The 12,518-nt window shown below is 72.7% G+C and carries 6 protein-coding genes; 2 read left to right on the top strand and 4 right to left on the bottom strand.

The annotated features are described in order from the left end of the window. Positions 1 to 97 precede the first annotated feature (97 nt). The 3 genes from LCE31_RS21885 to LCE31_RS21875 form a co-directional block, all read right to left on the bottom strand. Positions 98 to 1,315, bottom strand: a complete 1,218-nt coding sequence (locus LCE31_RS21885; protein WP_225016714.1) for a branched-chain amino acid ABC transporter substrate-binding protein — start codon at positions 1,313 to 1,315, stop codon at positions 98 to 100. 857 nt (positions 1,316 to 2,172) lie between these two features. Next, complete coding sequence (locus tag LCE31_RS21880; RefSeq protein ID WP_225016712.1) at positions 2,173 to 2,673, bottom strand: hotdog fold thioesterase; 501 nt, start codon at positions 2,671 to 2,673, stop codon at positions 2,173 to 2,175. Positions 2,674 to 2,711: 38 nt separating this feature from the next. Next, entirely contained in the window at positions 2,712 to 5,072 is a 2,361-nt protein-coding gene (locus LCE31_RS21875) for an FdhF/YdeP family oxidoreductase (protein WP_225016710.1), read from the bottom strand. 242 nt (positions 5,073 to 5,314) lie between these two features. Here LCE31_RS21875 and polA point away from each other — a divergent pair, with 242 nt between their 5' ends. Together polA and LCE31_RS21865 are read left to right on the top strand one after the other, a co-directional pair. Further along, positions 5,315 to 8,026, top strand: a complete 2,712-nt coding sequence (gene polA / locus LCE31_RS21870; protein WP_225016709.1) for a DNA polymerase I — start codon at positions 5,315 to 5,317, stop codon at positions 8,024 to 8,026. A gap of 393 nt (positions 8,027 to 8,419) precedes the next feature. Then, positions 8,420 to 10,201 (top strand): lytic transglycosylase, encoded by a 1,782-nt coding sequence (locus LCE31_RS21865; RefSeq protein ID WP_225016708.1) that lies wholly within the window; start codon positions 8,420 to 8,422, stop codon positions 10,199 to 10,201. A gap of 220 nt (positions 10,202 to 10,421) precedes the next feature. Here LCE31_RS21865 and hrpB read toward each other — a convergent pair. After that, the coding region (gene hrpB / locus LCE31_RS21860; RefSeq protein WP_225016707.1) for an ATP-dependent helicase HrpB at positions 10,422 to 12,518 on the bottom strand (2,097 nt) is incomplete at its 5' end.

The following is a 12,518-nucleotide window of genomic DNA, read 5'->3' as shown; positions in this document are numbered from 1 at the left end:
CCCCGGGGGGGCCCGGGGGGGGGCCCGGGGGGGGGGGGGGGGCCGGGCGTCCGGTGTGCTGCGCTGTGCTCGGTGGTGCTGGGGTGCTGACGCCGGATCAGCTGGCGTTGAACGTGCCGCTCTTGGCGGCGATCCACTTGCCGCCGCTGACCTTGTAGACGGTGAGCTGCTTGTTGGTGGTGTCGCCGTACTGGTCGAACTTCACGGGGCCGGCGATGCCCTGGAAGTCGGTGTTCTGGACGGCGCCGACGAGCTGGGAGCGGGCGTCGCTGGGCAGCTTGCCGTCCTTCACGATGGTGCCGAGGCCCTTGATGATGGCGGTGGCGGCGTCGTAGGAGTAGCCGCCGTAGGTGCTGTAGTCGCCGGGGTAGCCCTTGGACTTGTAGGTGCTGATGAAGTCCTTGGCCGCGGCGACGGTGTCGAGCGGCACGCCGACGGAGGTGGCGAGGTCGCCCTCGGACTCCTTGCCCGCGGTCTTGATGTAGGTGTCGGAGAACATGCCGTCGCCGCCCATGAGCGGGATGTTGGCGCCAACGTCCTTGAGCTGCTTGGTGATCAGCTGGGCCTCGTCGTACTGGCCGCCGTAGTAGAGCATGTCGGCGCCGGAGTTCTTGATCTTGGTGACGAGGGTGGAGAAGTCCTTGTCGCCGGTGTTGACGTGGTCTTCACCGATGACCTTTCCGCCGTCCTTGACGAAGTTCTGCTTGAACAGCTTGGCGAGGCCGGCGCCGTAGGTCTGCTTGTCGTCGACGACGTAGGCCTTCTTCTTCTTGAGGCTGTCGTGGGCGTACTGGGCCGCGAACCCGCCCTGGAGGGCGTCGGTGGTGGCGGTGCGGAAGTAGGTCTTGAAGGGGCGGGTCTTGCTCCCGCTCTGCCAGTTCTTGCCCTGGGTCAGCTCGGGCGCCGTGTTGGCGGGCGAGATCTCGACCATGTTCGCGCTGGAGAAGACCTGCTGCATCGACGTGGCGACACCGGAGTTGAGCGGGCCGACGGCGGCGACGACGGTCTTGTCGGCGACGAGCTGCGTGGCGTTCTGCTGGCCGGTGGCGGGCTGGGCCTTGTCGTCGAGGGCCTTGAGCTTGAAGGTCACGCCGGGCACGGTCTTCTTGGCGTTGGCCTCGTCGATGGCTATCTGGACGCCGTACTTGATGCCGAGTCCGGTGGCGGAGTTCTGCCCGGTGAGGGGGGCGTCGACGCCGATGGTGACAGTGGTGTTGCCACTCCCCGAGCTGCCGCCGGAGTCCTTGTCGTCGCGTGATCCGCAGGCGGTGAGGGTCAGTGCCCCGGTGGTGAGCACTGTGGTGAGTATGAGCAACGAGCGCTGTCGCACGGTGAATCCTCTCCCTGGCGCAGGCGTCCTCGGCTGAGGAGCCATGTGTTTCGCCGGGCCGTTCGGGGTACTAACGGTGATGCGGTGACGCGCCCGGCGGCGCGGTAACTGGGCGTGACTCTAGGCGAGGTGGGACATCTCCGGGGCATTGCGCGCACATGCTGTGACTTTCTTGTTATGCCGTGGTGGGGGCGCCGGGGTGCGTTGTGGGGGCAGATCGGTTGTTTCCGTACGGGGGGCCGGCGTTCACATGATGAGAACGCCCAGTTCCGCTAAGGGGCTTGGGCGGATCATGCTGCTGTCGCGCGCAGAGGGCCGTGAGGGCGTCGGTGACATCGGTGGCGTAGGCGTGGTCGGGCACTTCGATGTGCTGCCGTATTGCGTTCTTCTTACGCAGTGTTACATCCAGGAAAGGCAATCGGACATCGCGCCGTAGGGCGTCGCAGTCCTCCGCGGTGATCGTCAACGCGACGTCGAGCGGGCGGTGTTCGGTCACCGCGAAGGGCGGGCCGAGCGGGGCCCCGGTGGTGGGCGCGGTGAATGGGTGGCATGTGCCCCGCATGGTGGCGGGCGGGCCGGTGGTGGTGCTGATGTGTACGTACACGGTGAAGGTGTGATCCGCCGGCTGTGCGGGGACGGTGCGCGGTAGGTGACCTTACGGATGCCAGCGGTCCCCGGCGCCGGATGCGGAGCTGAACGCGCGTAGCGCGTAGGGGCGTTGGTGCCGATGGTGCCGGTGGTGTTGTTGGTGCTGTTCGCGCCGTCGGCGGTGCAGGCCGGGTCAGTGGTGTCGGTGGGGACGCTGGTGTCGGTGTCGCCACCGGTGACACAACGGGCCGGGGTCAGGCCGGCTTCGGGGCGTCCCGCAGCAGGCAGGTGAGGCGGGCGGTGCAGACGCGGCGGCCCTGCTCGTCACTGATCACGATCTCGTGCGTGGTGGTCGAGCGGCCGCGGTGCACCGGAGTCGCGACGCCGGTCACCGTGCCGGACGAAAGCCCCCTGTGGTGCGTGCAGTTGAGGTCGACGCCGACGGCGATCTTGGCACTGCGGCCGTGCAGCATGGCACCGATCGAGCCGAGTGTCTCGGCGAGCACCGCGGACGCGCCGCCGTGCAGCAGACCGTACGGCTGGGTGTTGCCCTCGATGGGCATGGTGCCCACGACCCGGTCCGCGGACGCCTCGGTGATCTCGACCCCCATGCGGGTGCCGAGGTGGCCGGCGGAGAAGAGTGCGGGCAGGTCGGTGCCGAGCGCCGCGTACTCGTCGATGATGTCCTGCGGCAGCTTCGGCCCGGACCCTTCCCCCGTCCCGTCCCTCTCGCCCGCCTCGTACGTGTCGGCCATGGGCCCCGCTCCGATCCTCTGTGTGGTGTTCGCCTGTCTTACTTATCAGACGTGCTGCCCGCGCCCTGGGCCGCGTGCTCCGCGGGGGCCCCGGCCGCGGGCTCGAACCGTACGACGACGGACTTGCTGGCGGGGGTGTTGCTGGTGTCGGCCGTGGCGCCGAGCGGGATCAGCACATTGGTCTCGGGGTAGTAGGCGGCGGCGCAGCCGCGCGCGGTGGGGTAGTGCACGATCCGGAAGTGCGGCGCGCGGCGCTCGACGCCGTCCTTCCACTCGCCGACGATGTCGGTGTACGCCCCGTCCACGAGACCGAGTTCGCGCGCGTCCTCGGGGTTGACCATGACGATGCGGCGGCCGTCCTTGATGCCGCGGTAGCGGTCGTCGAGGCCGTAGATCGTGGTGTTGTACTGGTCGTGGGAGCGCAGGGTCTGGAGCAGCAGGCGGCCGGCCGGCAGTTCGGGGTGCTCGACGGGCGCCGCGGTGAAGTTGGCCTTGCCGGTGGCGGTGGGGAACCTGCGTTCGTCGCGGGGCCCGTGCGGCAGGGCGAAGCCGTTCGGATCGGCGACGCGCGTGTTGAAGTCCTCGAAGCCGGGCACGACGCGTGCGATGCGGTCGCGGATCGTGGCGTAGTCCTTCTCGAACTCCTCCCACGGTGTGCGGGAGTCCGCGCCGAGGACGGCGCGCGCCATCCGGGCGACGATGGCGGGCTCGGACAGCAGGTGCGGGGAGGCCGGCGGCAGGTTGCCGCGGGAGGCGTGCACCATGCCCATGGAGTCCTCGACGGTGACGACCTGCTTGCCGCCCGCCTGGACGTCCTTGTCGGTGCGGCCGAGGGTCGGCAGGATCAGGGCGCGGGCACCGGTGACGGCGTGGGAGCGGTTGAGCTTCGTGGAGACGTGCACGGTGAGGCGGGTGGTGCGGATCGCGGCCTCGGTGACGTCGGTGTCGGGAGTGGCGGCGACGAAGTTGCCGCCCATGGCGAAGAAGACCTTCGCGTCGCCGTCGCGCATCGCCTCGATGGACCGTACGACGTCGTAGCCGTGGTGGCGCGGCGAGGTGATGCCGAACTCGCGGTCCAGCGCGTCGAGGAAGGACTCGGCGGGCCGCTCGAAGATGCCCATGGTCCGGTCGCCCTGCACGTTCGAGTGGCCGCGCACCGGGCACACGCCCGCGCCGGGGCGGCCGATGTTGCCGCGCAGCAGCAGGAAGTTGACGACTTCCCTGATGGTCGGCACGGAGTGCTTGTGCTGGGTCAGGCCCATCGCCCAGCAGACGATGGTGCGCTTCGAGGCGAGGACCAGTTCCAGCGCCTCTTCGATGGACGCGCGGCTGAGGCCGGTGGCGGCGAGGGTCTCGTCCCAGTCGGCGTCGCGGGCGACCTTGGCGAAGTCCTCGAACCCGTGGGTGTGCTCGTCCACGAACGCCTGGTCGACCGCGCCGGGGGTCTCCAGGATCAGCTTGTTCAGCAGCCGGAAGAGTGCCTGGTCGCCGCCGATCCTGATCTGGAGGAACAGGTCGGTGAGCGCGGCGCCCTTCAGGGAGCCCTTGGCGGTCTGCGGGTTCTTGAACCGTTCGAGTCCCGCTTCCGGCAGCGGGTTGACGGAGATGATTTTCGCCCCGGCGGCCTTGGCCTTCTCCAGCGCGGAGAGCATACGGGGGTGGTTCGTGCCCGGGTTCTGGCCGGCCACGACGATCAGGTCGGCGTGGTGGATGTCCTCAAGGGAGACGCTGCCCTTGCCGATGCCGATGGTCTCGGTGAGCGCGGAACCTGAGGACTCGTGGCACATGTTGGAGCAGTCCGGCAGGTTGTTGGTGCCGAACTCGCGGGCGAACAGCTGGAGCAGGAACGCGGTCTCGTTGGAGGTGCGGCCCGAGGTGTAGAAGAGGGCCTCGTCGGGGGAGGCGAGAGCGCGCAGCTCTTCGGCGATGATCTCGAAGGCCCGCTCCCAGGACACGGGGCGGTAGTGGCCGTCGGCGTCGGGAGAGCCGTCGCGGGAGCCGGGGGAGCCGTCCCGCTCGAACAGCATCGGCTCGGTGATGCGGCCCTGCTGGCCGAGCCAGTAGCCGCTGCGGGTGGCGAGGTCGGAGAGTGGGTGCGCGGCGAAGAAGGCGGGCGTCACGCGGCGCGTGGTGGCCTCTTCTGCGACGGCCTTGGCGCCGTTCTCGCAGAACTCGGCGATGTGCCGGTGGTCGCCCTCGGGCCAGGCGCAGCCGGGGCAGTCGAAGCCGTTCTTCTGGTTGACCTTGAGGAGTGTACGGGCGGTGCGGGCCGCGCCCATCTGCCGCTGGGCGATCTGGAGGCTGTGGCGCACGGCGGGGATGCCGGCGGCGGCGTGCTGGGGCGGGGAGATCCGCGGCGCGTCCTGTGCGGGGTCCTCCGCGGGTGGCTTGCTGGCCATGGGGCTCTCACTCTCTGCCGGGCTCCGGGTGGGCGGACCCGCACCGGACAGGGCCGGATCATGAACTGTCTACAATATTCAATGCTCCCACGGCGGCGGTCCGTTGTGATCGCCGCCCCGCTGTGACGTGGCCCACCGCGGCCGGGGCACGCCCGCGGCGCACCGTGGCGGCGGGGGCGCGGACGGGGCCCGAGGGTGGTCGGCGGTCGGGAATGTCAGTGGGGCGTGGCAGGATCGGTCCCGTGGCTGAGACAGCATCGAAGAAGACCGCACAAGACCGTCCGCGCCTGCTCCTCATGGACGGGCACTCCCTGGCGTACCGGGCGTTCTTCGCGCTGCCCGCGGAGAACTTCACGACCGCGTCGGGCCAGCCGACCAACGCCATCTACGGCTTCGCGTCGATGCTGGCGAACACGCTGCGTGACGAGGCGCCCACGCACTTCGCCGTCGCGTTCGACGTGTCCCGGAAGACCTGGCGCTCCGGCGAGTTCCCGGAGTACAAGGCGAACCGTTCCACGACCCCTGACGAGTTTAAGGGACAGGTCGAGCTCATCGGGGAGCTGCTGGACGCGATGCACGCGGAGCGCTTCGCCGTCGAGGGCTTCGAGGCCGACGACATCATCGCGACCCTCGTCACCCAGGCCGAGGCCGAGGGCTTCGAGGTGCTCATCGTCACCGGAGACCGCGACTCCTTCCAGCTGGTCAGCGACCACACCACCGTGCTCTACCCCACCAAGGGCGTCTCGGAGCTCACGCGCTACACCCCCGCGAAGGTCCAGGAGAAGTACGGGCTGACCCCCGCGCAGTACCCGGACTTCGCGGCGCTGCGCGGCGACCCGTCCGACAACCTCCCCGGCATCCCCGGCGTCGGCGAGAAGACCGCCGCGAAGTGGATCAACCAGTTCGGCTCGTTCGCCGAACTCGTGGAGCGCGCCGAGGAGGTCAAGGGCAAGGCCGGCCAGAATTTCCGCGACCACCTCCCGTCGGTCCAGCTCAACCGCCGCCTGACCGAGATGGTCAAGGACGTGCCGCTGCCGAAGGCGGTGGGCGACCTGGTGCGCCCGCCCTACGACCGCAGCGCGCTCACGGGCTTCCTCGAAGTCCTGGAGATCCGCAACCCGAGCCTGCGCGAGCGGCTGCTCGCCGTCGACCCCGGCGCCGCCGAGGCCGAGCCGCCCGCGCCCGCCGAGGGCCTCACGCTCGACGGCTCCGTCCTGGCCACCGGCGGCCTGGCCCCCTGGCTCGACACGCACGGCGCCCAGCCGCTCGGCGTCGCCACGGTGGACAGCTGGGCGCTCGGCACGGGCAGCATCAGCGAGATCGCCCTCGCCGCCGCCGACGGGCCCGCCGCCTGGTTCGACACCACCCAGCTCGACGAGGCGGACGAGCGCGCGCTCACCGCCTGGCTCACCGACGCGGGCCGCCCCAAGGTCCTGCACAACGCGAAGAACCTGATGCGCGTGCTGCCCGAGCACGGCTGGAGCATCGAGGGCGTCGGCATGGACACCGCGCTCGCCGCCTATCTCGTCAAGCCGGGCCGTCGCTCCTTCGCGCTCGACTCGCTCGCCATCGAGTACCTCGGCCGCGAGCTGACCCCGCCCGCCGCAGCCGACGGGCAGCTCGCGTTCGGCACCGACGAGCAGGCCGAGGCCGAGGCGCTGATGTCGAAGGCCCGCGCCGTCCTCGACCTCGGTACCGCCTTCACCGAGCGGCTCGCCGAGGTGGGCGCCGCCCGCCTCCTCGACGAGATCGAGCTGCCCACCTCCGCGATGCTCGCCCGCCTCGAGCGGCACGGCATCGCCGCCGACCGCGCCCATCTCGAAGCCATGGAGCAGCAGTTCGCCGGCGCCGTGCAGCAGGCCGTCAAGGAGGCGCACGCCACCGTCGGCCACGAGTTCAACCTCGGCTCGCCCAAACAGCTCCAGGAAGTCCTCTTCGGCGAACTCGGCCTGCCGAAGACGAAGAAGACCAAGACGGGCTACACCACCGACGCCGACGCCCTCGCCTGGCTCGCCGCGCAGACCGAGCACGAGCTGCCCGTGATCATGCTGCGCCACCGCGAGCAGGCCAAGCTGCGGGTCACCGTCGAGGGCCTGATCAAGACCATCGCCGCCGACGGCCGCATCCACACGACGTTCAACCAGACCGTCGCGGCGACCGGCCGTCTCTCCTCCACCGACCCCAACCTCCAGAACATCCCCGTCCGTACGGACGAGGGCCGCGCCATCCGCCGCGGCTTCGTCGTCGGCGAGGGCTACGAGTCGCTGATGACGGCCGACTACAGCCAGATCGAACTGCGCGTCATGGCCCATCTGTCGGAGGACGACGGCCTCATCGAGGCGTTCACCTCCGGCGAGGACCTGCACACCACGGTCGCCTCCCAGGTGTTCGGCGTCGGCAAGGACTCCGTGGACCCGGAGATGCGCCGCAAGATCAAGGCCATGTCGTACGGACTGGCCTACGGCCTCTCCGCGTTCGGCCTCTCCGGGCAGCTCGGCATCGAGGCCGCCGAGGCCCGCGTCCTGATGGAGAACTACTTCGAGCGGTTCGGCGGCGTACGGGACTACCTGCGCCGCGTCGTCGACGAGGCCAGGGCCACCGGCTACACCGAGACCATGCTCGGCCGCCGCCGCTACCTCCCCGACCTCAACAGCGACAACCGGCAGCGCCGCGAGACCGCGGAGCGCATGGCGCTCAACGCGCCGATCCAGGGCACCGCCGCCGACATCGTCAAGATCGCGATGCTCAATGTGGCCCGGGCCCTGACCGAGGAGGGCCTCACCTCCCGCATGCTGCTCCAGGTCCACGACGAAATCGTCCTGGAGGTCGCGCCGGGCGAGCACGACGCGGTGGAGGCGCTGCTGCGCCGGGAGATGCCGGCCGCGGCCCAACTGCGCGCCCCGCTCGACGTATCCGTCGGCTCCGGCGCCGACTGGGAGTCCGCGGCCCACTGACACGACCCGGGCCCGAGTGGCGGCGGGCGGCCCACCACCGTGAAAGCGGCGGGCGGCCCCACCACCGTGAACGCGGCGGGCGCCCCGCCGTCGCGCTCGCGGGCGAGCCCTCCCGGAAACGGTGGGCGGCGAAGGTCTCCCAGGAGCCTCCCGGAGCCTCGAAGTCGCATGGCTCCGGGAGGCTCCCGGGCCTCGAAGGGCCTTCGCCGCGCACCCTTTCGCTTCCGCCTCCGCGGCCGTTCCTGTGTATCGGGGAAGCGGGGCGCAACGCAGAGGTGGCGAACCGGTGAAAAGCGGTCAGGGCGCGCTGTGCCCGCTCAGGGTGGTGTCGTAGGGTCGCCTGAGTCGGAGCGCGGGAGCGCGAAGTGTCGTTGTGGGGGAGGGGCATTCGTCATGGCACCACTATTCGGTCGCAGGCTGCGCAGAGGGGCGACGACGACGGCCGTCGCTGCTGTCGCCATCGCCGCTCTCTCCGCCTCGCAGGCTCCCGGCCTCACCCCGGGGCTCGGCGGCACCGGCAACGGGCAGAACACGGGTGACGCGCAGGACTCCACGCCCGACACCGCGAGCGGCAACTCGCGTTACTACACGGAGCTTCCGCCGCTCGACTCGCCGACGCCCACCACCGGAAGCAGCGGCCTGCCGGACCCGGGCACGGCGGTCGGCGGCTCCTCCGCGTCAGGCATCCCGGCCACCGTCCTCGCGGCCTACCGGAAGGCCGAGCAGGACCTGCGGAAGACCAACCCCCAGTGCCGGCTGCCGTGGCAACTGCTCGCCGCGATCGGCAAGGTCGAGTCGAACCAGGCACGCGGCGGCGAGGTCGACACCGGCGGCACCACGCTGCACCCCATACTCGGGCCCGTCCTGGACGGGAACGGGTTCGCGAACATCCCCGACACCGACCACGGCGTGTACGACCAGGACACGGTCCACGACCGCGCCGTCGGCCCCCTGCAGTTCATCCCCTCCACCTGGCGGACCTGGGGCCGCGACGCCAACGGCGACGGCGTCAAGGACCCCAACAACATCTATGACGCCGCCCTCGCCGCGGGCGCCAAACTCTGCGCGAACGACCACGACATGACGGTCCAGGCCGACATGAACGCCGCGATCCTGGGCTACAACCAGTCGCAGGAGTACCTCAACACCGTTCTGTCCTGGTACGAGTACTACCGCAAGGGCACCTACGAGATCCCGGACGGTGCGAACACCCTGCCCAGCGGGCCGACGACCTCACCGTCCGACCCCGTCACCGGCTCGCCGGCGCCGACCCCTTCGGCCACACCGACGCACACGCCGAACCCCGGCCACACCGCCGCGCCCTCCGGGGGCTCCACCCCGACGAAGCCGAGCAAGCCGACACCGCCCTCAGGCGGCGGCACCAGCTCGCCGCCCTCCACCTCCAAGCCGGTGCTGAAGAGCCTGGTGAAGGCCTCGGGTGACGCGCTGTCCGCCATGGCCGGCACGCTGTTCGGGGGCCACGCCGAGGTCCGCGCGGTCGACGGCAAGGGCAAGCCGATGGCCAAGATCGCCGTGACCTTCCAGATCACCGGCGACACCGACGCCCACTTCGACGGCGGCGGCGCCAAGGTCACCGTCACCACGGGCAAGGACGGCACGGCGGACGCCCCCGCGGTCCAAGCGGGCGAGGACGTCGGCTCGTTCACCGTACGGGCCACGGCCGACGGCGTTCCCGCCGCCGACTTCAAGGCCACCGTCACCCCGCACAGCGCCGACAAGCTGGTCTACCTCGGCGACCCGCAGAGCGCCGCGCCCGGCGCCGAGTTCGACAAGCCCATCGCCGTCAAGGCGACCCTGGGCGGCGCCGCCGCCGGCAAGGTCGCCGTCTCCGCGTCGGTCCTCACCGACAAGGGCGCCCCCGCCCCCGACGGCGCACCGTCCTTCAAGTCCGCGGACGGCAAGCCGCCCGTCACGACCCTGTCCGGGCTGACCACGGCCGCCGACGGGACGCTCACCCTGCCCACGCTCGTCGCGGGCGACGACCCCGGCACGTACCAGATCAAGCTCACCGCCGAGGGCGGCGGCAGCGTGACCGTCACGGTGACCGTCACCGACCCGGCCGACCCGCCGTCGGGCGACCCGTCGGGTTCACCCTCGTCGTCGCCCTCGCCCTCGCCGTCCCCGTCGGCCTCGCCCTCCGCCTCGGCGAAGTAGCCCGCACAGGGCCCGCGCCCGCGCCCCCCCCCGGGCCCCCCGGCGGGGGGCCCCCCGGGGGGGGGGCGCGCCGCCGCCGGCCGACGGAGCGGTCTGGCCGTATCCGGCGAGCTTCTCGCCGACCCCCGCCCCCCCCCCCCCCCCCCCCCCCCCCCCCCCCCCCCCCCCCCCGGGCGCCGCAGTAGCGGGGCGCCGCCGTAGTCGGGCGGCGCCGTGCCGGTCAGCGCTTGCGGGGCCCCACGCGGCGCGTCGGCTGCGCCGTCGACGGGTCCTCGGGCCACGGGTGGCGCGGATAGCGGCCGCGCAACTCCGCCCGCACCGCCCGGTAGCCGTCCCTCCAGAACGACGCCAGGTCCGCCGTGACCGCGGCCGGACGGCCCGCGGGCGACAGCAGGTGCACCACCACCGGCACACCCGCCACCTCCGGTGTCTGCCGCAGCCCGAACAACTCCTGCACCTTCACCGCGAGCACCGGCTGCTCCCCGCCGTACTCCACCCGCACCCGCGAACCGCTCGGCACCTCGATCCGCTCGGGCGCCAGCTCGTCCAGCCGCCCCGCCTCGCCGCCCGCCCAGGGCAGCAGCCGCCGCAGCGCCTGCCCCGCGTCGATCCCGGCCAGGTCCGAGCGGCGGCGCGCCCGCGACAGTTCGGGCTCCAGCCAGTCGTCCGGCCGCTCCAGCAGCGCCGCGTCCGACACCTCGGGCCAGCCGCCGCCCACCACACGCCGCAGGAACGCCAGCCGGTCCCGCAACTGCCGCGCCTCGCGCGTCCAGCGCAGCAACCCGAGCCCCTCCCGCCGCAACCCCTCCAGCAGAGCGTCCCGCACGAGCCCGGCCGCCGGATTCCGCAGCGGCCGTACGGACAACTCGACGGCGCCCAGGCGCTCCACGCGCCGGGCCACCACGTCGCCGTCCTCCCAGTGGACCTCCTCGGCCACCGCACGCAGCTCCTCGGCCGCCGCGAGCGCCGTGCCCTCGTCGATCACGGCCGCCAGCCGCAGCCGTGCCGCCGGCGCCCCCGCGGGCCGGTCCGCCACGGCCACCGCAAGCCACCGCTGCCCCCGCAGCCGCGACCCGTCGCCCCGCTCCGCGCCCGTCCCCGACACCATCAGGAACGCGCCGCCGCGCGCCCCGGCCACACGTTCGGGGAAGGCCAGCGCCGCGACCAGGCCCGCGTCCGAGTCGTCGGAACCGCGCTCGCCCGTCCGGCCGCGCCGGCCCCGCGTCCTCTCGGGCAGCGCACCCTCCAGCCGCCGCACCTCCTGGCGCCACCGCGCGCCGTACGCGTCGCCGCCCGCCCGCGCCGCCCGCAGCGCCGCCGCCAGGTCGTCGCCGTACGAGCGCGGCGGTTCCTCGCTCAGCAGCGCCACGACCTCGGCCGCGCCCCGCGCCCCCCCCCCGCCGGCGCCGTCGAGCAGCGCGCGCGCCAGCCGCGGGTGCACGCCGAGCCCGGCGAGCCGGGTGCCGCGCCGCGTCGCCCCGCCGCCGTCCCGCTCCGTCGCGCCGATCGCCGCGAGCACCTCCCGCGCCGCCGCGAGCGCGCCCGCCGGCGGCGGGTCGAGCAGCGCGAGGCCCGAGGCGTCCGGATCGCCCCAGCACGCGGCCTGGAGGGCGAACGCCGTCAGATCCGCGACCTTGATCTCCGGAGCGGGGAAGCGGGCGAGCCTGCCGTGCTCGGCCTCGGACCAGCAGCGGTACACGGCGCCCGGTGCCTCCCGCCCGGCCCGGCCCGCGCGCTGCGCCGCGCCCGCCTGCGACACCCGCACCGTCGTCAGCGCGCTCAGACCGCGCGCGTGGTCCGTGCGCGGTTCACGGGCGAGGCCCGCGTCCACCACCACCCGCACGCCGGGGACCGTCAGGCTGGACTCGGCGACCGCCGTCGCCAGCACCACCCGCCGCGTGCCCGCCGAGCCCGCGAGCACCGCCTCCTGTACGGCGGCCGGCGCTCTGCCGTGCACCTGGAGGACCTCCGCGCCCAGCTCCCGCGCATCGCCCAACTGCCCCGCGACCCGGCCGATCTCGCCGACCCCCGGCAGGAACACCAGCACGTCGCCCGGCTGCTCGGCGAGCGCCCTGCGCACCACCGACGCCACATGCGCGAGCAGCGCCGGATCGACGCGCATGCCGTGCGGAGGGCGTACGGGCCGGGCGGGCGGCGCCCACAGGACGTCCACCGGGTACGAGACCCCGCTCGCCTCGACCACCGGCGCGTCCCCGAGCAGCGCCGACCAGCCGGCCCCGGACGTCGTCGCGGGCGCGGCCCCCCCCCCCCCCCCCCCCCCCCCCCCCCCCCCCCCCGCCCCCACGAACGCCGCGGC

Origin of the sequence: Streptomyces sp. 8L (genome assembly GCF_020176795.1) — a bacterium.
Taxonomy (GTDB): Bacteria; Actinomycetota; Actinomycetes; order Streptomycetales; family Streptomycetaceae; genus Streptomyces.
Note: the sequence above shows the minus strand (reverse complement) of the source record. Positions and strands in the feature narration are given on the sequence as shown.

What these genes read in the sequence shown, in the direction of transcription:
- LCE31_RS21875 (WP_225016710.1), bottom strand. Translation starts at nt 5,072, where the DNA reads ATGGCCAGCAAGCCACCCGCGGAGGACCCCGCACAGGACGCGCCGCGG.
- LCE31_RS21865 (WP_225016708.1), top strand. Translation starts at nt 8,420, where the DNA reads ATGGCACCACTATTCGGTCGCAGGCTGCGCAGAGGGGCGACGACGACG.
- LCE31_RS21880 (WP_225016712.1), bottom strand. Translation starts at nt 2,673, where the DNA reads ATGGCCGACACGTACGAGGCGGGCGAGAGGGACGGGACGGGGGAAGGG.